The following is a 21,865-nucleotide window of genomic DNA, read 5'->3' on the forward strand; positions in this document are numbered from 1 at the left end:
CAGGTCCAGGGCGTCGCCGGCACCTGGCGCGACCTCACCGAGAGCGTGAACCACCTGGCCAGCAACCTCACGACCCAGGTGCGCAACATCGCCCAGGTGACCACCGCGGTCGCCCGCGGCGACCTGAAGCAGAAGATCACCGTGGACGCTCGCGGGGAGATTCTGGAGCTCAAGAGCACCGTGAACACGATGGTCGACCAGCTCTCCTCCTTCGCCGACGAGGTGACCCGGGTGGCTCGCGAGGTCGGCACCGAAGGCCGACTCGGGGGCCAGGCCCAGGTGCAAGGCGGCGCCGGCACCTGGCGCGACCTCACCGAGAGCGTCAACCAGCTCGCCTCGACGTTGACGACTCAGCTGCGCGCGATCGCCGAGGTCTCCACGGCGGTGACTCGGGGCGACCTCACCCAGCGGATCGGCGTGCAGGCGCAAGGGGAGGTCGCCCAGCTCAAGGACACCCTCAACCTGATGATCGTCACCCTCCTCGAGACCACCAACGCCAATGCCGAGCAGGGTTGGCTCGACTCCAACCTGGCCCGCATCGCCGGGCTCCTGCAGGGCCAGCGCGACCTCGAGGACGTGGCTCAGATGATCATGCAGGAGATCGCGCCCCTGGTGAACGCCCAGGTCGGCGCGTTCTTCCTGGCACACCGCGACGGGGACGACCACGACACGGTCGACTCGGTGGACACGGCCTCCACCCAATGGCGCCTGGTCGCCGGCTACGGCCTCTCCGGAAGCCGTTCCGCGCCCGACATCGTCACGGAGTTCGGTCCGGGCGAGGGCCTGGTGGGGCAGGTCGGTGCCACCAAACGGACCCTCGTCGTCCGGGACTTCCCCCGCGAGTACCTGCCTGTCCAGCTCGGGGTCGGTTCCGCGCCCCCGGTTGCCATCGCGCTGCTGCCGGTCACCTTCGAGGGCGAGGCCCTCGGCGTGATCGAACTGGGCTCGTTGACGCCGTTCTCCGAGCTGCACCTGACATTCCTGGAACGGCTCGTCGACGCGATCGGCGTGTCGGTCAAGACCATCCGGGCGAGCCGCCGGACCGAGGCGCTGCTGACCCAGTCCCAACGGCTCACATTGGAACTGCAGGCGCGGTCCGACGAGCTCCAGCGCACGAACGCCGAGCTGGAGGAGAAGGCGGAGCTGCTCTCGGAGCAGAACCGCAACATCGAGATCAAGAACGAGGAGATCGACGCAGCCCGGCGCGGCGTCGAGGAGAAGGCCCAGCAGCTCGCCGTGGCGAGCCAGTACAAATCGGAGTTCCTGGCCAACATGAGCCACGAGTTGCGGACTCCGCTCAACAGCCTCCTGCTGCTCTCACGGCTCCTCGCGGACAATCCCGAACGCAATCTCTCGCCGCGCCAGACCGAGTTCGCGGCGACCATCCACAACGCCGGATCGGACCTGCTGGCCCTCATCGAGGACATCCTCGACCTGTCCAAGATCGAGGCGGGGCGGGTGGACGTGCACCCGACGACCGTGCAGCTCGCGGACATCTCCGGCGACGTCGACATGGTCTTCCGGCCACAGGCGGAGGAGAAGGGACTGGACCTTCGTCTCGAGATCGCGCCCGGCGCGGACTCCTTCGTCACGGACCCGCAGCGGCTGCACCAGATCCTCCGCAACCTGCTGTCGAACGCCGTGAAGTTCACCAGCGCCGGCACCGTCGGTCTGAAGATCGGGGTGACGGAACGGGGGACGTCCGGTTCTGCCGCCGCCGATCCCGAAGACTCGGGCTCGGCTGCGGACCGCTTCGTCAGCTTCGAGGTGAGCGACACCGGCATCGGGATCTCCGGCGAGAAGCTCGACATGATCTTCGAGGCCTTCCAGCAGGCGGACGGCACGACCAGCCGCCGCTTCGGCGGCACCGGCCTGGGGCTCTCGATCAGCAAGGAGCTCGCGCGTCTGCTCGGCGGAATCATCTCGGTGACCTCGACGATCGGCGAAGGCTCCACTTTCACGCTGTACCTGCCCCTGCACCAGCAGCACCGCCCGGCTCCCGTGTCACCGCAACCGCCGGCGCCGCGCCCGGCCGAGGTCCCCTCCGAGCCTGCCGTCGAGACCGCCGATGCGGTACCGATCCTCCGTCCGACCGCGCTCTCACGGTCTACCGGCGGCGTCGGCGACGATCTCACGGGGCTGACGGTTCTGATCGTCGACGACGACGTCCGGAACGTCTTCGCGCTCACCAGCGCGCTGGAGCACCACCACATCGACGTGCTCTACGCCGACAACGGCGCGGACGGCATCCGTCTGCTCTGGCAGCACCCGGAGACCGCCATCGTGCTGATGGACGCGATGATGCCTGACATCGACGGCAACGAGACGACCCGCCGGATCCGGGCCCTCCCGACCGGGGCCGACCTCCCCATCGTGTTCCTGACGGCCAAGGCCATGCCCGAGGACCGTGAGGCCAGCTTCCGGGCGGGGGCCAGCGACTACCTCACCAAACCCGTCGACCTCGACGAGCTGCTCTCGGTGATGTCCACCCGCTGCGGGTCCGAGCGATCGAGCACGGGGAGCGCTCCGTGAGGAAGCTGCCGACTCCCCGGGTGCTCGCGGTGGACGACCGCCGGGAGAACCTGATCGCCCTGGAGGCGATCCTCCAGGGCATTCCGATCGACATCGACCCCGTCACCAGCGGCGAGGAGGCTCTCAAGAAGCTCCTCACCAACGATCACGCGGTCATCCTGCTCGACGCCCACATGCCCGGCATGGACGGGTTCGAGACCGCCGAGCACATCAAGCAACGGGAGCGAAGCCGACACATCCCGATCATCTTCTTGACTGCCGTGAATTATGACGCGCACCTCGCGTTCCGCGGCTACGAGGTCGGCGCGGTCGACTACATCACCAAGCCGTTCGACCCGTGGGTTCTGCGTTCGAAGGTGGAAGTCTTCGCTGATCTGTGGAACGTCCAGGCCGAGCTCACGGCCCAGGCCGGCGAGCTACGGGACCTGCGAGCTGCTGTCGATGGTGCCGTGACCGCGTTGTCAGAAGACCCGTCCGAAGTCGAGAGTGCCGTGACGCTGCTGCGCGAGGCCCTCGCCGATGGCGCGGTGACGAGGCCGCGGCGCCGGTGAATGGGCGACCTCCAGAATTCGGTCGGCAGCGGTGTCGGACCGGACCTCGGGGTGGTGTTAATGGGGTGGTCGGCTCCCGGCCACAGTAATCCGACCACCCCTACCCATCGCGCGTCAGCGACTGCTCGAAAGGCGAATTGAGCTTAGCGACGCTGGATGGCCGGCGGGTGTATCAGACTGACGCAGTCTCAGCTTGAGACAGATCGTCATTCTTCGATTGCCATCCTCCCGCGGCAACAGAACTGGACTCAGCCTCACAATCGGGCGCGTTGATCGAGCACGAGAGTGAGCATCGGCGTCTCGGCCCCGGCCCTGACCGGCAGCTGAAGAACTCTCATCGGGTGGCCGCCGGCGGATGTCGACGGATCCAGCGTCGACATCGACGGGGATCGTCAGCGACGAGGGGGTCCACATGTTCGGCTTTCGGTGGCTGAACCGCGGGATCGCGGACGCCGAGCGGCGTCGGACCGCGACCCACACCTCCGGCGACCGGGTGGTCTGGCGTGGCCTGATGATGGAGGGCCGGGTGCTGGTCTACTCCGGGACCTACGTCGCCGACGGCCCGGGCCCGTACGTCACCATCCGCCATGACGGCGCGCCGAGCGATGCGCGGGTGCGGCCCGAGCGGCTCTGGCGCGAGTCGGACTACCTCGCCCTCGTCGAGTCGCATCGCGCCGTGCGGCCCACCCGATGGGGGTGACCGGCCGTGGCACACGGCCGCCCCCTTGTGGTCGCACGATGTGCGCGGTCCGCGCAGCTCACCGGGCCGACTCGGCCGGCTCGGACCGGTCAGCGCTGTCGACCTCGGTGGACGGCGACACGGCCTCTCCGAGGATGACGGGGCGGACGAAGCTGGGGGCCTTCGGCAGCTCGGTGTGCGCGAGCGAGGTGACCGTGAAGCCGCCATCCTCGAGGACCGCGAGGGTGGGCCGGTTGCAGTCGCAGCACACCAGGGCGCGGTTGATCCGATTCATTCTGTCCTGCTTCCGCGCCGCGACTGCATCCGTCGCGCGGACGTGCTCGAGGAAGAGGAGACGTCCCCCGGGGCGGAGGACGCGCCGGAGCTCCCGGACGGCGCGGGGCGCGTCGTCGACGCCGCAGAGCACCAGCGTGGAGACCACCGTGTCGAAGGCGCCGTCCTCGAAGGGGAGGTCCTCGGCGGGGGCCCGGAGCACCTTCGTCGAGGGTGCGGAATCGCGTGCACGACGTTCGAGTCGTCGCATCATGTGCACATCGGGCTCGGTGAGCGTGACCTCGGTCGCGGCGGCGGGGTAATGGGCGATGTTGGCTCCGGTGCCTGCGCCGACCTCGAGTACCTTGCCCTCGCATCTGTCCGCCACTTGCCGGCGCATCTCGGCGAGACCGGCTTTCTCGGTGCGGCGCATCTGACGGTCGTAGATCGCGGCGAACAATCGCCTTCGTAAGCTCATCGGGTCCTCCTCGTGCCTTTCTTCGAAGGTAGGGGAGGGTGCTGCCGCGATCGTGGGGCGATTGCCCCATCTTCTCCGGCCACGGACGGGGGCTCCTCGTCGGGCAGCAGCCCGTGCTGCACGGCGAACAGACTCGCCCCGGCTCGGTTCGAGACACCGATCTTCGTGTAGATGTGCTCGATGTGGTTGCGTGTGGTCTTGGGCGAGATGACCAGTTGCGACGCGATCTCGCGGGTCGCGACGCCGCGCGAGACCAGCCGCAGCACATCGATCTCCCGAGCGGTGAGCCCGGCGGGGCCGGTGCGCCGGCGGGTCATCCGGTGACCGGCGGCACCGAGGACGGCTTCGACGGCGTCGCCGGCCATACGACCGGCCGTGACCTCGCGCCGCAGCTCCGTCGCGGCCTCGCGGGGTGTCAGCGCGCTCCGATGCGGTCGGGGTTCGCGCATCGCCTGGTAGGCGTCGGCGGCACCGAGCACCCGGGCGGAGAGCGGGATGGCCGAACCCGGCAGGCGACGGGGATAGCCCGATCCGTCGAGGCGCTCGCGCAACGCTGCGGCGATGGCTCCGAGGGGGGCGAGGGTGCTGGACTGGCTGAGGATGCGCTCGGTCAGGTACGGGTGCATGCGTACCCGTTCCCACTCGCCGGCGCCGAGGGCCCCACGCTTGTCCCAGATGGCGTTGGAGACTCCGAGGCGGCCCAAGCCGTGGACCACACCGGCGCGGCGGAGCACGTCGCTCTCGGTGCGTCCGAGCCCGAGCGATGCTGCGGCGGCGCCCACCAGCTCGGCGACTCCGCGAGCGTGACCGAGCATGTAGGGCGACTTGAGGTCGACGAACTCGGCGATGGCGAACAGCGCCTCATCGAACTGGGACCACGAGAGATGCACCGCCAGCGAGGGCTCCGCTCCGATGACGGCGGCCCACGTCTCGGCGTCGTCGAGACCTGACACGATGTCGTCGGCGTGGGCGCAGAACACCTCGGCGACCTCGGGGTCGAACTGGGTCCCGGCCCTCTTCCGGGCCAGCGAGACCGCCGCGGAGGTGCCGCCGATCCGGTGGGCCACCTCGGTGAACTCGCCGATCTGCGCGAGCCGCGAGGCCATGGGGATGGCGTTGCCGCGGAGTTCGCCGGGCCACCCCTTGCCGTCCCACTGCTCGTAGGCGGCGCCGACGGCCTCCTGCACGGCGCGGGACAGTCCGAGCTGTCCGGCGAGCCGACGCCCCAGCGCCGAGTGCTGGGCGATCATGCCGTTCAGGTCGTGGTGCCCCGAGATCGCGAATTCGACTCCGACCCGAAACCTGTGCAACGGGGGATTTCCCTTACCGAGGGTGCGCATCGTCGCGAGGGCGGCGGCCAGGCTCCCGAGTTCGTGCTCGTACTTCTTGGCCTTGAGGGCGATGTCGTCGCCGAACCACTTGGCTTGCTCGTGGGCGTCGGAGTGGCAGCCGACGTTGACCATGAGCGCCGTGTGGTAGGCGGCCGACTGTTCGGACTCTGCAAGACCCATCGTCTCCGCCAGCCGCATCGAGATCCTGGTCTGACGCAGCACGTGCTCCATCGGCTGGCCGAATCCGAGGTCCACGCCCAGCGACAGGGCGGCTACCAGCTCCGCGAGCCGCACCCGCCCTCGCGCGGATGGGTCACCGCTGTCCGCAGAGCCGCGGACGGTCGTGTCCGACACCGGTGATCAGGGCGAGCCGCCGTGCGATCGCTCGTCGAGCGACGTGTCGCGTCCAGCGGGCATCGTGCCCTCCCTCGGGCGGGTCCGGCATGAGGAGTGTCCGCAAGCCTCGGACCGATCGCCCGCCCCGCCCAGGGCCGAAGGTCCCGGGTCGACCCGGGGGCCCTCGCGCCCCGGGTGACAGGACGAGATGTGCCGCTCGGAGTCCTGATCGCGACGTGACCGGCCCTCACCCCGACGATGCGGTCTGGTCGAGCGACGGGCATCTCACGCAAGGTTGTCCCGGCCCCGTCGGCGTCATCGGAGGACCGGCATGACATCGCTGCAATGGCCCGCCGCTCTGCCTGCCCAGCAGGTGCGGATCGCTCGGCCTACGGACCAGCTCGACGCGGTGGTCGCCTTCTATCGGGACGGGCTGGGGCTGCTCGAGCTGGACCGCTTCGCCGGCCACGCCGGATATCGGGGCGTGTTGCTGGGCCTGCCCGGTGTCGACCACCACCTGGAGTTCACCGAGCACGAGGACGGGAGCCCGGGCCCGGCGCCGAGCAGGGACAACCTGCTGGTGTTCTCCTTCGGGGAGCCGGCCCGGGTGCACGACGTCGCCGCTCGGCTGGCTCGCGGGGGCCATGGGGCGGTGACACCGGAGAATCCGTACTGGCTCGAGCACGGCGCGATCACCGTCGAGGACCCCGACGGGTGGCGGGTCGTCCTGATGGCCGAGCGGCTCGTCGGCTCGCCCGGCCCGGTGGACGTCGAGCTCTACCGCGGGGAGCGGGACGACCTCCGACCGCTCTTCGAGCTCGCCGAGGATTCGCCGAGCTCGCTCGAGTCCTATCTCGACACGGGTCGGGTCCTAATCCTGCGTCTGCGCGGGGAGGCCGTCGGTCACCTGCAGCTGCTCGGCGGCTCCGGAACCGACCAGGCCGAGGTGAAGAACATGGCCGTGTACGAGGGGCTCCAGGGACGAGGACTCGGCGGCCGACTGCTACGCGCTGCGTTCGCGCTGCTCACCGCCGAAGGCGTGCGGGGTGTCAGGGTGGCGACCGCTGCCGCCGACGTCGACAACCTGCGGTTCTACCAGCGGCATGGCTTCCGGATGTATGCGGTGGAACGCGACGCGTTCGGACCGGCGAGCGGTTACCCGGAGGACGCCGACATCGCCGGCATTCCCCTCCGCGACCGGGTGTGGCTCGAGCGTCCCCTGGGCGCGCCCGACAGCCCGTGAGCGGCAGTCATTTCAGCGCACCCGCACCGGCGGGCTCCGTAGTCGCTCACCCATCTATCCCCATCCGGCCATCGTCAGTGCCATTGTGGGTGCCGTGACACCCCCGTCCGGGTGCGGAGCGGGAGCCACCGTGTAACGGCCGGCGTGGCCGCCGGGTCAGCACCCGTGCGTCCGTCTCCACCCCGGAGACGGCACCTGTTGGGAGCGACCATGAGCACCACGGCCATCGCGGACTACGCGTTGCTTTCCGATCGGCACAGCGCGGCGCTGGTCAGCCGGAACGGGTCGGTGGACTGGTTGTGCTTCCCGCGGTTCGACAGCCCTTCCGTGTTCGCCCGGCTGCTCGATGCCGACGCCGGCCACTTCGCGATTGCCCCCGCCGACGCCGACGGGATCACGACGAGCCGCCGGTACGTCGACGAGACCATGGTGCTGGAGACGACGTTCACCACCGCGACCGGCACGCTGGTCCTCACCGATGCCATGGCGACCGGCCCCAGCACCGACCCCCACACGCTCGGCGCCGCGGCGCCGCGGATGCTGCTGCGATCTCTCGAGTGCACCGCCGGCAGGGTCGAGGCGCGGATCGAGTTCGCGCCCCGTCCGGAGTACGGACTGATCGATCCGCTGATCCAGCCGATACCCACCGGGCTCCTGGTCCGCGGCGGCGGGGACGTCCTGCTCCTCTCATGTCCCACCCCGCTCGAGGTCGTCGGCACCCGAGCCCTCGGCACGGTGATCCTCGACGCCGGCGAGCGCAGGATCTTCGGGCTCGCGCACCGGAGCACCTCGGAGGCGTTCCCTGAACCGTGCGAAGCCGAGGAGCTCGACACCGCCCTGCGCGAGACCGTCGAGGCCTGGCGTGGTTGGTCGCGGGCGCACCAGAGCTATCAGGGCCCGTGGCGAGAGCTGGTGCATCACAGCGGGCGCGTACTGCAGGCACTGAGCTATCAGCCCACCGGCGCGGTCGTGGCCGCGGCGACCACCTCGCTGCCCGAGGGCATCGGCGGCGAGCGCAACTGGGACTACCGCTACACCTGGGTGCGCGACGCGAGCTTCACCCTCGAGGCGCTGTGGGTGGCCGCCTGCCCGGATGAGGCCCACCAGTTCTTCGACTACCTCGCGGTCAGCGCCGCGGCCTCGGTGCGTGGGCCGGGCCGCAGCGACCCGGACGGCCCCGCCGGAGCCGGTGACCTGCAGATCATGTTCGGGATCGGCGGCGAGCACGACCTCACCGAGCGCACCCTGGACCACCTCTCGGGCTGGCGGGACTCGCGCCCCGTCAGGGTCGGCAACGGCGCCTGGAATCAGCGCCAGATCGACGTCTACGGCGAGCTGCTCGGCGCCGCACACCGCCTGTTCGAGCAGCTCAACCCCGATCACCCGGGCGCCGGCGCCTGGCGCGAGTTCCTCGTCGCGTGTGCCGACACCGCGGCCCGCCGCTGGAGCGAGACCGACCAGGGCATCTGGGAGGTCCGCGGCGAACCACGGCACTTCCTGTACTCCAAGCTGATGTGCTGGGTGGCCCTGGACCGCGCGATCACCCTCGCCGAGCCACTGCGGGCCGCCGACCGCGTCGACGCCTGGCGCGCCGCCGCCGAGGAGATCCGGCGGGCGATCCTGACCGAGGGGTGGAGCGACACCGCGAAGTCGTTCACCCAGTCGTTCGGCTCGACCGACCTCGACGCCAGCAACCTGATGATGCCCATCGTCGGGTTCCTGCCCGCGGACGACCCGCGCATGCTCGCGACCATCGACGCCGTCGCCGACCGACTCACCGACGAGCGCGGACTGGTCTACCGCTACCGCACCGAGGGCGGGGTCGACGGGCTGGCGGGGGAGGAGGGCACCTTCCTGCTGTGCACGTTCTGGCTGGCGCGGGCCCTCGCCGACGCCGACCAGCTCGACCGGGCAGAGGCGGTGTTCGCCCGCGCGGCGGGCTACCTCAACGACGTCGGGCTGCTCGCCGAGGAGGTCGACGAGAGCACCGGTGAGCTGTTGGGCAACTTTCCCCAGGCCTTCAGCCACATCGGGCTGGTCAACGCGGCGTGGTCGATCTCCGAAGCGCAGCGGCGAGCGCAGTGACCGACCCCGCCACCGCCGTGACCTTCGGGCTGGCCTTCCTCGGCTACCTCGGTCTGTGCGCGGCGGCGGTGGGCCAGGTCCTCGGGCGTGCGTCGCGCCGGCTGATCATGATCACCGCGGCCGTCGTGCTCGGTCACGTGCTGCTGGTCTGGCAGGTGCGCTACGGGTGGTCGGTCGCCGCCGCCCGGGCCGCAGGCCTCGCCCCGGTCATCGTCTTCCATGTCGCGCTGGTGTTGATCGTCGCTGCGGCGCTCGCACCTGGTCGCTGGTCGAAGCCGCTGATACTCCTCGCCTTCCCGGTGGTCACCGTCGGGGCGCTCGGCGCGGTGTTCGGCCGCCAGATCGTCGCGGACTACCGATGGCCCGTCATCTCGGTGGCCGGCGCCACGGTGGTCGTCATCGCGATCAGGGTCGCGGTCGCCACCGCGGCTCGGCGCGGTCGGCTGACACGACAGCCCTGGCCACCGGTGCCACGGTGACATCCCACGGTCGGAAGCGGTGGGGGACGCGATGACGACACGACATGGCGCGCTGCGGCCCGCCCGCCGCCACGAGCCTGGGCTCCCGGCGACGTGCACCACGAGCGGCGTCGGCCGGCTGACGGCCTCGATCAACGCTCTGCAGGGCCCGCAGGCGCGCCGATCCACGTTGTCGCAGGCGCTCGGCGAGGCGACAGCAGACGTGAACCATCAGGTCGGGGGCACCTCGGGCCCACCGGGCGCCGCGGCGCGCGGATTCGGCGGAGGGTGCGTGGCGCTGGCCCTCGGCGGACGGTTCGACCGGCAAGCGGTCGACGATCTCGACCTGCTGCTGCGCGGACTGCGCCCGCTCGCCACCCGTCATCTCGTGGTCGACCTGAACGGACTGGGCGCCCACCACCCGCGACTCGGTCGGGTTCTGGGCCGGGTCCGCATCCGCTGCCTGATCGACGGGGTCGCCCTGGACCTCGCTCACCTCCCACCCGACCTCGCCGAGGAGTTCGACCTCCCGACATAGCGGACGCACGACCGATGAGCAGGGCGACCCAGCGGGGTCCCGTCCGTCCAGTGAACCAGCGGTGGCTGCGCGGCAGGCGGACCGGCCTTCTCGTCCCTCCGACTCCTGAACGACTGGCCTGCTGACCCTTACCCGTGATCACCGGCAAGCGGAGACTGCGCAGATGATTCGCGGCGGCAACGCTCTGCGGTGGAGCCGCTGCGCGGGGTCGACGCACGATTCCGTCGGAGGGTCCGCGCATCAGCGGGCGAATCGGACAGCTCTCGCGTGCGCTCGACACGTCATTCCGGTGTTGCCCGGACGGTGAGGTCACTCGGGCAAGGAGTCTCCGGGAAAGCCGAGGCACGGGTAGACCTCGACGGTCATCATGCCGGCTTGGACGCACGGGTCCATGGCCATGGTCTCTCGAGCCTGCTCGACGGACACCGACATGACGGCCACGCCCGCCATGGTGTCGGAGGGGATCGGGCACAGGACAGCGATGACGCCGTCCGCGCGCAGCGAGACCATTCGACGCTGATGTTCCAACTCGATGCCCTCGGCACCGTCCTGGTGTCGCTGCGGAGCCCACCGCAGCATCACCAGGCTGTAGGACTTCGCGGAGGCCGCCAGGTCACGGATCTGCTCGTCGGTCACGGTCGAGTCCATCTTCTACTCCCTTGATCGCGTCGAGGCGCCAGCGTAGGTCGATGCACATCGGTGATCGACTTCAACGAGGCCGTCGGTACGGTCGTGTGCAGCCCGGGGCTGACCGCTCGATATGGTCGACAGGTGCGCCCTCGGGTCGTATCAGGGTGTGACCCGTTCGCCCCGCGGTCGTCGTCGATCAGCGTGACTTCCTGCGCCATCAGGTGCCTCTGCGCTGAGAAGCGACTCAGACAACGCCTCCGCGGGGAGGCCGAAGGAGCGCTTCATGGGCTACGACGTCGACTTCAGGCTCGTCTGGCGTAGGCGTCGACGAAGCAGTAGATGCCGTAGGCGCCGAGGCCGCCACTGATGAGGATCAGGGCGACGATCCCGGCCGCACCGTCCTCGATGAGGCGCATCGCGTGGGTGAATCCGCCGGAGCGTCGCGGATCGTCGGTGAACGCCGCGGCGACGAACAGCACCCCGACAGCGCCCGTGAGGGCCGCGCGGGCGAGGTTGCCATAGCTGCCCGCGACGATCGCGGCACGGCGTAGACGTGGGGTGAGTCGGTCGGCGTCGAGGTCACCGAGGTAGGTCGTATGCAGACCGGTCCAGCACATGGCGACCGCCATCCCCAGTGACACGGCGGCGGCTGCGGCCACGAGTCCGCGTCCAGCGGGCAGCGGGCAGCGCGAGGATGCTCCCGACGAGGTCGTTCACGGCGTGCGGCGCCGAGGGAGCAGGTGGTCCGCCCGGAGGCGGGCCGCGCAGCGGTCCGATCGCGGGTGGGAAGGCGAGCGAGGCGATCGAGAACATGGCGATCGCCTTCCCAGCGGCGCCGATCCGTTTCCGCGTCCGTTCGCCGCCGGCGGTCCACCGGAATCCGACGAGAGCGGCGCGGACCTGCCACACACCGAACGCAACCAGGCCCAGGATCGAGAGGCCTAGCAGCCCCGCGCCGACCGGGCCGATGCCCGCGATCACGGCGATGGCGCCTTCCTGGTCGGCGTGCACGGTCGGGCTCCCGGTCATCAGGACGACGGCGAGCCCGGCCAGCAGCAGATGCAGCACGCCGTAGGCGATCAGGCCGCCCCGGCCGAGGACCTCGACCCCACGGGCGCCTGCATCGCCGGCTTCTCCGGTGGCCCAGGCAGATATCCGGCGGACCTGGCCCGGCATCCGGAGGCGCCGCGAGGTCGGCTCCCGGACCTCAGCGTGAGGTTGATCGAGCTCGTCAGGCTCCGCGGGTGCGGGCTCGGGCGACGGGTCGGGTGAGACCGGGCCGACGCACGACCGGACCGAGCGGTGCACCGCAGGTCGGTGGCGGGGATGCAGCGCGGGGGACAAGGGGCCGGCGCTCCTGGCAGGAACCGTGCAGCGGGTCCGCGTCCTGGTGGCCGCGTACGTCAAAGGATGCACGCAGAGGTCAGGACCGGCGCGTCGGACCAGCTGAGGCTTCCCTGAAGACTCGCCCCAGACCCCGGATGAGGGTTCTGGCGACGAGACGCGGACGCGCTGCCTGATCTTCCGCGCTGTCGCGCTCCGCCGCCGACCTGCCCATCAGCCAGGCCGCTGGCACAGGGGCCGTCGTGACGGGCTCGGATCGGCCGGAGCTGTGGGCCCGGTAAACGCGTCACAGGTCGTGGTCAGGCGGGTAGACCGAGCCGCCGCAGGACGGGCAGTGACGTACGTAGTGTCCGTGCCGACCGTCCGGCGCCGGTCGGCACCAGCAAGGAGTCCAGGTCGCCCAACCACGGTCCGGCAGTTGCTGACCACATGCGCACTCGATCACCTGGTCCTCGACGTCGACCGCTGTCACGTCGCGCTCTCCCTCCGCCTTCGGGCCCGCACCGGGCGGACCGAGTTCGGGTCCGGCCCTGACGCCGATCCCGCGCAGTAAGGACGCACGAAGATCGGCCGCGGACTCGGCCGAACCGGTGATGTGGTTGCCGGCCACGGGCGGTTTCGCAGTGACGTGTGTCGCGCCCCGTTCCCTCCGTGCCCGCGGCCGCCGAGATCCCGGCCGGTTGCTCGAGGCCGGTGGGTCGGGCGGCCGGCCGGAGAGGCGCGGGGGTCAGCGCACCGCTCTAGCTCTCACGTGGTGTGGACCTCTGGGGGCCGCCGCGGCGGCGCAGGGTCACGCCCGCCTCCAGCAGCAGTTCGCGTACCCGCCCGAAGCTGTATCCGCTGGCGTCGGCGAGGCCGCGAATGGTCGCCCCGTTCTCGTAGTGGGCCGCCAGCACCTGCCGGGCCTGATGGCTCTCGTCAGCGCTCAACCCTCGCCGACCGCGCGAGGGGGTCGGCAGGCTCGCCAGCGAGTCCGCGTCAAGATGATCCCCCATGCGCTCAGTCTGACAGCCGCTTCAACAGATCGTTTCATTACCTGGAGCAACGTTTGGGATTCGCCAGGGATGCCCGGTCGGCAGGTCGCGAGACCCGCCGACCGGGCACCTCCGAGGCTCAGGCGAACAGCGGTGCGTACCCGGCCGGCAGCTGAGACCGGACGTCGTCGAGCTCCCCCTGCGAGACGAAACTCCCGAGGGTGGCGAACACGCTCTGCGCGTGCCGCCGGGCCTGCTCAGGGTCCACGCCCTGGCCCTCGCGCTGGGCGAGGCGGCGGAGGAATTCGTCGACGTCGAAGGTCTCTGCCGCGCCGGCGTGCCGGGTCAGCGACTCCTTGAGCTCCTGCGGGAGCTGGGCAGCCAGCTTGGCGGGCTCGTTGCCCGCCACGCGCTGTCCGAGGAGCTCCAGCGTGTTGACCACGATGGCGTCCGCCCGGGCTCGGTCGTCGAGACCGAGGTCGTTGTTCACCTGATTGACGATCTCGCCGTACTGCATACGGTCACTCCTTTCGTGGCCGCTCTCGGCGGGATCACCGAGCATGTTCAACGGCTGCACCCACCGGAGCGGGGCAGACTCTCGAACTGCCGGACGCGGCCTACCCGGTCACGGCAGGGTTCACCCGCCGAGATCGACAGCGATCCCGGTGCGGCGCGACACCCCGAGCGGCGGGCGGGCCGCCGCAACTCGGGGTTTCGCCAGGGGGTCGAGTGCCGAGCCTGGTGCCGCGGTTCAAGACCTCTGCGACCGCGTGTCCGGGCCACGGACGATCGCCTCACGACAGGTTCGCGACGCAGTCCACTCCGCGACCTCGAACACGTCGAAGGTCTGGAGCCGTGCCGTGGTGCGTATCCGAGCCGTCCCCGGCCCCCGGTGAGTCCGCTGAGCCCTCGACGTCCGCCTCGTAGAACGGTCGCCCGGCCCCGTACGAGCCGGCTCGGGACAGAAGCGGTCCAGCTGTTCGGCGGCCGCGGTCACACCGGCCCGGTCAAGGGTCGTGCCAGGCAGGGAGGAAGCTCAGGTGATCGCACTCGTGACCGGGGTGGTCGGCCTCGTGATCATCACGGCGGTGGTTCGGGCCGGGGCCCGCCGGGGCGGGGTTCCCGAGCCGGTGGCTCTGCTGGTGGTCGGGGTCGGGCTGTCGTGGGTCCCGGGGATGCCGGACTTCCACATCGATCCCGAGCTGGTGCTCGTGGTGGTCCTACCCGTGCTGCTCTACGGCGCGGCGTTCGCCGCGTCGTTGCCGACGTTCCGGGTGCACGTGCGGTCGATCCTGTTGCTCTCGGTCGGGTTGACGGTGGCGTCCGCGCTCGCGGTGGGCGCGGTGGCGTCCGCGCTGGTCCCCGGTCTCGGCATCGCCGCCGCCTGCGTGCTCGGGGCGGTCGTCGCGCCGCCCGATGCGGTGGCGGCTACCGCGATCGCGCGCAACATCCGCCTTCCACGGCGGGTGGTGGCGCTGCTCGAGGGCGAGAGTCTGTTCAACGATGCCGCCGCATTGACCGCGCTCACCGTGGCAGTCGGGGCGGTGGAGACCGGGACCGTCTCGTTCTCCGCGGCCGCCGGTCAGTTCCTGCTCGCCGGGGCGGGGGGCGTCGCGGTGGGCGGCGTCGCCGGACTGGTCGTCGGCGCGGTCCGCGCCCGGGTGACCCATCCCTACACCGATGTGGTCGTCTACCTCGTCGCACCTCTGGTGGCGTTCCTGCCGGCCGAGGAACTGGGGGCGTCCGGGCTGGTCGCGGTCGTGGTCGCCGGGCTCTACCTGGGCCACCGCGCCACGACGATCATCGAGCCCGGGGCGCGCGTGGTGACCGGCGCCGTCGGCACCGCCGTCTCGTGGCTGCTCGAGGGCGTGCTGTTCCTGCTGGTCGGGCTTCAGCTGCGTGACGTGGTCGCCGGCATCGCCGGCACGCCGGTCGAGATCGTCGCCGGGGTGAGCGCCGCCGTCGTCGTGACCCTCGCCGTCGTGCGGGCGGGGTGGCTGCTGGTGGCCGAGCAGGTCCTCCCCGGACTGATCCGCAGGCGGCACGCGTCGTGGAAGGAGACGACCCTGACCGCGTGGTCGGGGATGCGCGGCACCGTCTCCCTGGCCGCGGTGCTCAGCGTCCCGACGGTCCTGCCCGACGGGCGCGGCTTTCCGGACCACGACCTGCTCGTCTTCGTGACGTTCGTCGTCATCCTCGCCACCCTGCTCGGACACGGACTGACCCTGCCCGCGCTGGCCCGACATCTGCCCGGGATGCGCGGCGAAGCGGTCGAGGAGGCCCAGGAGGAGGCCCGGGCGCGTCGGCTCGCCGCGGACGCCGCCCTGGAGTGCCTCGGGCGCCTCGAGCGCGAGGAGCCGGGCCGCCGCGCGGTCGTCGAACAGCTCCGTCGTCGTGTCGACAATCGCCGGAACTCCGCCGCGGAGCGCCTCGCCGAGGTGTCCGTGGAGGAACCGGCGCCCGGCGACGTCGATGCCGCTCAGGACGGCGAGTCGACGCGCCACACGTACCGGCGCTACGGACAGGCCGTTCTCGCCGCCGAGCGTTCCCGGCTCCTGGCGTTGCGCAACGCCGGAACGCTCGGCGAGGACGCGTTCGTCCGCATCCAGCACCAACTCGACCTCGAACAGGCCGCGCTCCTGGCGTGACGAGCCGTCCCGCATGCTGCGGTGGGCCGGCGACCCGCCGCCGAGATCGGCGCGGCGGCTCAGTCGAGTCGGTCGATTCCCCACGGGGCGACGCCGGGTAGCCGTCGGCTCCAAGCCGCTCAGGCGACGACCGCACGTGGCCCCGCGTCCGCGCTGCCCGACCACGACCCAGACGTCCTGGCGAAGCGAGCGCGGTCCACAACGGCGCGGCCGGGCCCGACGGCGACCGCTCGTCGCTCGCGAAAGAGGTGAGCCGGTGCAGGCGCTCAGTATCGTCACCAGCGTCGCCCAAGTGCTTTCGCCACTGCTGTACGCCGTCTTCATCGTGGTGATCTATTTCCAGCTCCGCGAAGCGCGCTCGTCCGTGCGCGAGGTCCAGCAGGAGTTCCTCGCCGGGGGACGCCCGGTCGTCGCGGTGCACGACGAGTACGACCACGCTTCCGGCGCGCTGAGCCTGGCCGTGGAGAACGTCGGCCAGGGGCCGGCCAAGCACATCAGCTTCGCGTTCGCCCGCCCGATCGAATCCAGCGACGGGGTCGTGATCTCCGAGCTGTCCCTGTTCACCATCGGGCTGACCTCGTTGGCGCCGGGCGCTCGCATCACGTGCTATTGGGATGACCTCGAGGACCAGATGGAATTCCTGCGGGAGAACGGGCTCGAGGGCGCCGACTTCATCGTCCACGTCAGCTACGAGGATCTGCCGGGCACCGAGTACCGCCACGAATGGGATATCCAGCCCGCCGTCTACCGGGGCCTGCGGCAGCCACCTCACCCCCACGAGCACGCCCACGACCAGGCCGGCGAGAGCGAGGGTGGGGTCAGCACCGCCGAAGGGTCCCCGGTCTCGAACGCGTCCGGGGACGATGGGGGAGGGACGCCGGGGTCAGCGCCCGGGCCCACCGGCGAGCCCGCCGTGACCGCTGCCTCGATCGACCAGGCCTGAGTCGCCGCCCGCGCCCACCACGTCGTGCCGAGAGCGAGCACGGTGGCCGTGACCCGGGGTTTGCCGCACGCCGGGGTCGGTCATCTTCTCGTGGTTGAGACCCAGCCGTTGCAGGCGGGGCCGGCCGCACAGGAGTGCGGTGGCCCGCGAAGATGCCGCGTCCCGGCCCGGGGCGCCCTCGCTGTCGCTGGGGTCGATCGATGCCTCCTTCCTTCCCGCCGCTTGCCGGTGACTCCCTGGTGCTCGCCTCCCGCGTCGAGGGCGCAGCCCCGGCCGGAGTGCGACCGTGACCCCGCGCGACCTGACCGGCCCGGGTACCGACGAGGCCCGCTGGCGCGCGTCGGAGTTCCTCGCCACGCTGCCCCGTCTCGATCCTGGTGGGCGCCGGCCGCCCGGCAGGGTGGTGGTGCTGGCTCCGCACCCGGACGACGAGATCCTCGGCGCCGGAGGGACCCTCTCCGCGTGGGCCGCCGACGGTGTCCCGATCGTGGTCGTCGCCGTGACCTACGGCGAGGCCAGCCACCCTGGTAGCCCGACGCTCACCCCCGACGAGCTCGCTCTACGGCGCGACGACGAGCGGCGCCGGGCGCTCGACGAGCTCGGGCTGTCCGACGCCCGCATCGTTCGTACCGGACTGCCCGACGGCGCCGTGATCGCCTACCGCGCAGTCCTCCGCGATCACCTGATGTCGCTGCTCGAGCCCGGCGACACCGTCCTGGCCCCGATCCCGGGCGACGGGCATCCCGACCACGACGCCGTGGCCGAGGTGGCCCGGAAGGCCGCGCGCTGTCGGGGTGCCGCGGTGTGGCACTACGCCGTGTGGTTGTGGCACTGGGCCACGCCGGAGGACGAGGCGGTCGCCCGCGGCGGTGCGGTCGCGATCACGCTGCCCGCCGGCGCCTGGCGCGCCAAGCGGTCGGCCGTCGACTGCTTCACATCTCAGATCGAGTCGCTGTCGAGCGATCCGCGCGACGCCGCCGTGCTGCCGCCGCGGGTCCTGGACCGGCTCGTCCGCGAGATCGAGGTGCTGTGGACCGGCTCGTGACCCCCGATCCGGCCATCTCCCTGGGCCCGGAGCACTTCGACCGGCTCTGGGCGAGCGAGGACGACCCGTGGGGACTCGAGTCGTCCTGGTACGAGGACCGCAAGCGTGCCGTCGTCCTCGGGGCCCTGCCCGAACCCCGCTACCGCCGCGGCCTCGAACCCGGCTGCGCCGGCGGAGCCCTCTCGGAGCTGCTCGCCGCCCGCTGCGCCGAGCTGCACTGCCTCGACATCGCCGAGCCGGCCCTGGCCCGAGCCCGCGCCCGCCTCGCGGGCCGGCAGCACGTCCGCGTCACTCGCGGCGGCGTTCCCGACGACCTGCCCGACGGCTTGTTCGACCTCGTCGTCGTCTCGGAGATCGCCTACTACCTCGGCACGCCGGATCGCGGTCGGCTCTGGCGCAACCTCGTCGCCGCGCTCGAGCCCGGCGGCACCCTGCTCGCGGTGCACTGGCTACGCGAAGCACCGGAGTACCCGGTGACCGGAGACCGGGTGCACGACGAGCTCGCCGATGTCGACGGACTCGAGAGGCTGGTCGAGCACCGGGAGGCGGACTTCCGACTCGACGTCCTCGTCCGGGTGCCGCCGCCGGCCCGCTCGGTGGCGCTCCGTGCGGGTGTCCGTTGATCGTCCCTCTGCCGGTGCTGGGCGTGGTCATCCCGGCCCACGACGAGGCCGAGCTGCTCGGCGACTGCCTCGAGGCAGTCGCTCGAGCCGCGCGCTGGGTCTCGGGGCGGGCCGTGGTCCGAACGCTCGCCGTCCTGGACGCCTGTGCCGACACCACCGCGGAGGTGGCATCGGCCCACGGAGTCGAGACCCTCTCGGTCGACGTCCGCTGCGTCGGTCGCGCCCGCGACGCCGGCTGCCGCGAGCTGCTCGACCAGCGAGGCCCCCGACCGGGATGGGTGGCCACGACCGATGCCGATTCCCGGGTGCCGCCGGACTGGTTGCTCGCGCAGCTCGAAGCCTGGCAGCGCGGCGCCGATGCCCGCGTCGGCGCCGTATACGTGGACGACTGGGGCGACCAGGGCTCCGGTGCCCAGCTCTGGTTCCGCGACGTCTACGACCGGGCTGGGGATCCGCACCCCCACGTGCACGGCGCCAACCTCGGTGTCAGCGCCGAGGCCTACCGGCGTTGCGGCGGCTTCCGCGGCCTGCCGACCGGCGAGGACGTCGCGCTGGTCGACGCGCTCGGCGCGGGCGGCTTCACCGTGCAGCGCACGCGACGCAGCCCGGTGCTCACCAGCGCCCGGCGGGTCGGACGCGCGGCCGACGGCTTCGCGGGGCGGCTCGCCGAGCTCGGGTCGTCGGCGTCCGCGGAGCCGGCCCGGGGCTGAACTGCCTCACGGTAGGTCGCGGCGACCGAACCGCGGGACTGGCGCACCAACCCACCGGCGGCATCGAGCGAGCAGCCAGAAGTCCCGGAGACTCAGGGCGCCGGTGACGACCCGGGCCACACGGAACTGGGCGTTTTCCGGGTCGGCGGGACGGTCATCCGCGCGCGGTTGAGACCCAGCCGCGTCCGAGGGGACAGCGTCGAAGTCCGGCGGCTCGTCCCTGCCCGTCCGTGGTGTCCCGGTAGGGCGCCCGTGGCTCCGCTGAGGTCGTTCTGTGTCTCTCGCACCGTCGTCGAGTGGTCGTGACGCGCTCGCCGTGACTGTGTCCCGCTTCGTGGTCGACCCCGCGCCGCCGGCCCACACGTTGACCAACTGGCAGATACTCGCCCAGGTCGCCGAGCGAGACCTCAACGTGGCGAGGCTGGCCGAAGGTCATCTCGACGCGGCCACCACGGTCGCCGATCTCGGCGGGACCGCCGTGACGCCGGGGTCCCTGTGGGGTGTGTGGGCCTCGGACGGCGCGAGCGGGTCCGAGATCCGCGGACGGTGGGAGGCCGGCAGCTGGCGGCTGAGCGGTGCCAAGGCATGGTGCTCCGGAGCGGATCGCTGCACCCACGCACTGGTGACCGCCGACGCGCCGGACGGCGACCGGTTGTTCGCGGTGGACCTCTCCGAACCGGGTTTCAGCCGCGCCGACGACACCTGGCAGGGGATCGGCATGCGTAGCTGCGGCACCACCGCCGTGCGGTTCGACGACGTGCCGGCCCGCGCCGTCGGCGAGCCGGGCGAGTACCTCTGGCGGCCCCGGTTCTGGCATGACGCCGTGGGCGTGGCGGCGGTGTGGTTCGGTGGCGCACTCGGGGCGAGCGGGCCGCTGCGAGCGCGCTCGGACGGCGGCGGCGACGAGCACGACGCCGCGCACCGTGGCCACATCGATGCTGCTCTCGGTGCCGCGGGTGCCGCGCTGCGGGAAGCCGCTGCCGCGATCACCGATCCCGGCGCCCGCGCAGAGTCCATCCTCACGGCGCGGCGCCGGGCGCTGCGGGTGCGGGCAGTCGTCGAGGCGGCCGTGGAGACCGCAGTGCGGAGTACCGGCCGCGCCACCGGCCCGAGACCACTGGCTCAGGACGCTGTCCACGCCCGACACGTCGCCGACCTCGAGGTCTATGTCCGCCAAAGTCACGCCGAACGTGACCTCGCCGCTCTCGGCCGCCTGGCGACCGAGCTCGACGGCGCCACCCCGCGGGGGCTCCGGCTCTGAGCCCGCAGGGTCGAGCCACGCTGCGACGCGGCTCGCCGTGATCTTGCGGCTGAAGGTCTGCCACGCCGTCGAGGCGGTTCGGGCCGACACGAGGCCGGGCAGACCCGACCTCCGTCACCGGGGGAGGGAACGACCACGGGCCCGGGTCTCCGACGTCCCGCTATCGCGCCTGCCGCATGGCGACCCCACCCGCGGCGACACCGTCGCCGGCATCGCAGCAGTCTGGGGGTTCGCTCACGCGGGCCGGTTCTCGGTGACGTATCACCAGCACTACGGGCAGCCTCCGAGTCGCACGCTGCGCAGCTGACCGCACCTCGCTCCACCGGCAAGTTCTTGGTCTATTCGTCATCCGCTGTACGCGGACTTCATATCCACTGCACGAATGTAGATGGTGAGGTTCGCAACCGGACGAGCTTTGTCACTGTTCCCGGTTGCGTCCGGCAACGTCGGGCGCGAATAGTCTGCGCTGTTCTGCGGAGGGTGACCGCGGACGAGGAGGACAAATGGGCCAGGTAGGCCGATGATGCTCGCCCGCCGGTCGACGACCCGCGAAAAGGCGCGTGCCGCGTCGACAGCGTCGGAAGGATCACGGTCCGGTCCCGGACCCGATCGCGCACAGTTCGATCAGGGCTCGGCGGTAGCCGACGACACGCGCGAGGACGACGCGGCGTTCCCTGCTCCGGTCATGGACGACGACGGCCACGTGCTGGCCGAGCGGCGGCATCGGGCCCGCCACGACGTCGCCGACGAGCTAGCCCTCGCCCACCGAGGCGCCCCCGCCGTCGCGGTGCGCTATTTCGGTCCCGGCTGTGTCGCGGTCGGGATGGCAGGGCCGGTCGACCAGGCCGCCGTTGAACGACTGGCCGCTCTGCTGCACGAACTTCGTCCCCACAGCTCCCGGGAACTGCTGCTGGTGTTCGGCCGGCTCGACTCGTGGCACCCCTACCTGGCACGGGTGCTCGGCCAGGCGCGGATCCAGCGCCTCATCGACGGCGCGCTCGTCGAGTTCCACAACCCTCCGACGACCTTGGCCGTCCAGCTCGACGCCCATCCTGGACCGGGCTGAACACGACCAGGCCACCACGCCGACCTGTGTGAGGGCCTGCCGTCGACACTGCGTCCACCCCAGGTGTCATCCGCAGCCAGGGACTCGAGCCCCGAGCTCTCCGACTCGCTGACTAGG

Annotated in this window: 21 protein-coding genes; 14 read left to right on the forward strand and 7 right to left on the reverse strand. The window is 71.4% G+C overall.

The genetic code is table 11. The features are described from left to right. The 3 genes from LQ327_RS29990 to LQ327_RS30000 all read left to right on the forward strand — a co-directional run. Positions 1-2,532, forward strand: a 2,532-nt coding sequence (locus LQ327_RS29990) for an ATP-binding protein (RefSeq protein ID WP_230739804.1), incomplete at its 5' end; no start/stop codon positions are given. Next, positions 2,529-3,083 carry a response regulator gene (locus tag LQ327_RS29995; protein ID WP_230739806.1) on the forward strand — a complete coding sequence of 185 codons (555 nt, stop codon included), beginning with the start codon at positions 2,529-2,531 and terminating at the stop codon, positions 3,081-3,083. The genes LQ327_RS29990 and LQ327_RS29995, both read left to right, overlap by 4 nt. Positions 3,084-3,495: 412 nt before the next feature. Then, positions 3,496-3,783 carry a hypothetical protein gene (locus tag LQ327_RS30000; protein WP_230739808.1) on the forward strand — a complete coding sequence of 96 codons (288 nt, stop codon included), beginning with the start codon at positions 3,496-3,498 and terminating at the stop codon, positions 3,781-3,783. A gap of 58 nt (positions 3,784-3,841) precedes the next feature. Here LQ327_RS30000 and LQ327_RS30005 read toward each other — a convergent pair whose 3' ends face one another. Then, positions 3,842-4,468: a class I SAM-dependent methyltransferase gene (locus LQ327_RS30005; RefSeq protein ID WP_230739810.1), complete on the reverse strand. Its 627-nt coding sequence runs from the start codon at positions 4,466-4,468 to the stop codon at positions 3,842-3,844. Between the two features lie 41 nt (positions 4,469-4,509). Then, on the reverse strand, positions 4,510-6,138 hold the full coding sequence (locus LQ327_RS30010; protein ID WP_230739812.1) for an HD domain-containing phosphohydrolase: 1,629 nt from the start codon (positions 6,136-6,138) through the stop codon (positions 4,510-4,512). Between the two features lie 373 nt (positions 6,139-6,511). On the opposite strand from LQ327_RS30010, the gene LQ327_RS30015 reads away from it, so the two are divergent. From LQ327_RS30015 to LQ327_RS30030, 4 genes are all read left to right on the forward strand, one after another. Next, positions 6,512-7,423, forward strand: coding sequence for a VOC family protein (locus LQ327_RS30015; protein ID WP_230739814.1), 912 nt, complete (start codon positions 6,512-6,514; stop codon positions 7,421-7,423). A 165-nt stretch (positions 7,424-7,588) separates the two neighbouring features. Then, positions 7,589-9,508, forward strand: a complete 1,920-nt coding sequence (locus LQ327_RS30020; RefSeq protein ID WP_308286404.1) for a glycoside hydrolase family 15 protein — start codon at positions 7,589-7,591, stop codon at positions 9,506-9,508. Further along, positions 9,505-9,987, forward strand: a complete 483-nt coding sequence (locus LQ327_RS30025; protein ID WP_230739818.1) for a hypothetical protein — start codon at positions 9,505-9,507, stop codon at positions 9,985-9,987. The genes LQ327_RS30020 and LQ327_RS30025 overlap by 4 nt, the downstream gene beginning before the upstream one ends. 31 nt (positions 9,988-10,018) lie before the next feature. Next, complete coding sequence (locus LQ327_RS30030; RefSeq protein ID WP_230739820.1) at positions 10,019-10,504, forward strand: hypothetical protein; 486 nt, start codon at positions 10,019-10,021, stop codon at positions 10,502-10,504. Between the two features lie 309 nt (positions 10,505-10,813). Here the strand turns inward: LQ327_RS30030 and LQ327_RS30035 are convergent, their stop codons facing one another. The 5 genes from LQ327_RS30035 to LQ327_RS30055 form a co-directional block, all read right to left on the reverse strand. Beyond that, positions 10,814-11,152 (reverse strand): YciI family protein, encoded by a 339-nt coding sequence (locus LQ327_RS30035; RefSeq protein WP_230739822.1) that lies wholly within the window; start codon positions 11,150-11,152, stop codon positions 10,814-10,816. 284 nt (positions 11,153-11,436) lie between these two features. Then, positions 11,437-11,751: a DUF1206 domain-containing protein gene (locus LQ327_RS30040; RefSeq protein WP_230739824.1), complete on the reverse strand. Its 315-nt coding sequence runs from the start codon at positions 11,749-11,751 to the stop codon at positions 11,437-11,439. After that, positions 11,714-12,310, reverse strand: coding sequence for a DUF1206 domain-containing protein (locus LQ327_RS30045; RefSeq protein ID WP_230739826.1), 597 nt, complete (start codon positions 12,308-12,310; stop codon positions 11,714-11,716). The genes LQ327_RS30040 and LQ327_RS30045 overlap by 38 nt, the downstream gene beginning before the upstream one ends. 908 nt (positions 12,311-13,218) lie before the next feature. Further along, positions 13,219-13,473, reverse strand: a complete 255-nt coding sequence (locus LQ327_RS30050) for a helix-turn-helix domain-containing protein (protein WP_230739828.1) — start codon at positions 13,471-13,473, stop codon at positions 13,219-13,221. Between the two features lie 118 nt (positions 13,474-13,591). Continuing rightward, on the reverse strand, positions 13,592-13,969 hold the full coding sequence (locus LQ327_RS30055; RefSeq protein ID WP_230739831.1) for a DUF2267 domain-containing protein: 378 nt from the start codon (positions 13,967-13,969) through the stop codon (positions 13,592-13,594). Between the two features lie 523 nt (positions 13,970-14,492). On the opposite strand from LQ327_RS30055, the gene LQ327_RS30060 reads away from it, so the two are divergent. From LQ327_RS30060 to LQ327_RS30090, 7 genes are all read left to right on the forward strand, one after another. After that, on the forward strand, positions 14,493-16,100 hold the full coding sequence (locus tag LQ327_RS30060; RefSeq protein WP_230739833.1) for a Na+/H+ antiporter: 1,608 nt from the start codon (positions 14,493-14,495) through the stop codon (positions 16,098-16,100). Between the two features lie 256 nt (positions 16,101-16,356). Continuing rightward, the gene (locus LQ327_RS30065; protein WP_230739835.1) at positions 16,357-17,043 is read left to right on the forward strand and encodes a DUF8453 domain-containing protein; all 687 of its coding nucleotides are present in this window, start codon (positions 16,357-16,359) and stop codon (positions 17,041-17,043) included. Positions 17,044-17,329: 286 nt separating this feature from the next. Beyond that, positions 17,330-18,088 (forward strand): PIG-L deacetylase family protein, encoded by a 759-nt coding sequence (locus LQ327_RS30070; protein ID WP_230739837.1) that lies wholly within the window; start codon positions 17,330-17,332, stop codon positions 18,086-18,088. Then, entirely contained in the window at positions 18,085-18,711 is a 627-nt protein-coding gene (locus LQ327_RS30075; RefSeq protein ID WP_230739839.1) for a class I SAM-dependent methyltransferase, read from the forward strand. The genes LQ327_RS30070 and LQ327_RS30075 overlap by 4 nt, the downstream gene beginning before the upstream one ends. Further along, positions 18,708-19,421: a glycosyltransferase family 2 protein gene (locus LQ327_RS30080; protein WP_230739841.1), complete on the forward strand. Its 714-nt coding sequence runs from the start codon at positions 18,708-18,710 to the stop codon at positions 19,419-19,421. The genes LQ327_RS30075 and LQ327_RS30080 overlap by 4 nt, the downstream gene beginning before the upstream one ends. A 316-nt stretch (positions 19,422-19,737) precedes the next feature. Then, positions 19,738-20,682 (forward strand): acyl-CoA dehydrogenase family protein, encoded by a 945-nt coding sequence (locus LQ327_RS30085; RefSeq protein ID WP_230739843.1) that lies wholly within the window; start codon positions 19,738-19,740, stop codon positions 20,680-20,682. A 685-nt stretch (positions 20,683-21,367) separates the two neighbouring features. Further along, entirely contained in the window at positions 21,368-21,748 is a 381-nt protein-coding gene (locus tag LQ327_RS30090) for a hypothetical protein (RefSeq protein WP_230739845.1), read from the forward strand. Positions 21,749-21,865: the final 117 nt, after the last annotated feature.

It is taken from the genome of Actinomycetospora endophytica (genome assembly GCF_021026375.1).
Classification (GTDB): domain Bacteria; phylum Actinomycetota; class Actinomycetes; order Mycobacteriales; family Pseudonocardiaceae; genus Actinomycetospora; species Actinomycetospora endophytica.

What these genes read in the sequence shown, in the direction of transcription:
- LQ327_RS30000 (WP_230739808.1), top strand. Translation starts at nt 3,496, where the DNA reads ATGTTCGGCTTTCGGTGGCTGAACCGCGGGATCGCGGACGCCGAGCGG.
- LQ327_RS30005 (WP_230739810.1), bottom strand. Translation starts at nt 4,468, where the DNA reads ATGCGCCGCACCGAGAAAGCCGGTCTCGCCGAGATGCGCCGGCAAGTG.
- LQ327_RS30015 (WP_230739814.1), top strand. Translation starts at nt 6,512, where the DNA reads ATGACATCGCTGCAATGGCCCGCCGCTCTGCCTGCCCAGCAGGTGCGG.
- LQ327_RS30030 (WP_230739820.1), top strand. Translation starts at nt 10,019, where the DNA reads ATGACGACACGACATGGCGCGCTGCGGCCCGCCCGCCGCCACGAGCCT.
- LQ327_RS30035 (WP_230739822.1), bottom strand. Translation starts at nt 11,152, where the DNA reads ATGGACTCGACCGTGACCGACGAGCAGATCCGTGACCTGGCGGCCTCC.
- LQ327_RS30040 (WP_230739824.1), bottom strand. Translation starts at nt 11,751, where the DNA reads ATGTGCTGGACCGGTCTGCATACGACCTACCTCGGTGACCTCGACGCC.
- LQ327_RS30045 (WP_230739826.1), bottom strand. Translation starts at nt 12,310, where the DNA reads ATGCCGGGCCAGGTCCGCCGGATATCTGCCTGGGCCACCGGAGAAGCC.
- LQ327_RS30050 (WP_230739828.1), bottom strand. Translation starts at nt 13,473, where the DNA reads ATGGGGGATCATCTTGACGCGGACTCGCTGGCGAGCCTGCCGACCCCC.
- LQ327_RS30055 (WP_230739831.1), bottom strand. Translation starts at nt 13,969, where the DNA reads ATGCAGTACGGCGAGATCGTCAATCAGGTGAACAACGACCTCGGTCTC.
- LQ327_RS30090 (WP_230739845.1), top strand. Translation starts at nt 21,368, where the DNA reads ATGGACGACGACGGCCACGTGCTGGCCGAGCGGCGGCATCGGGCCCGC.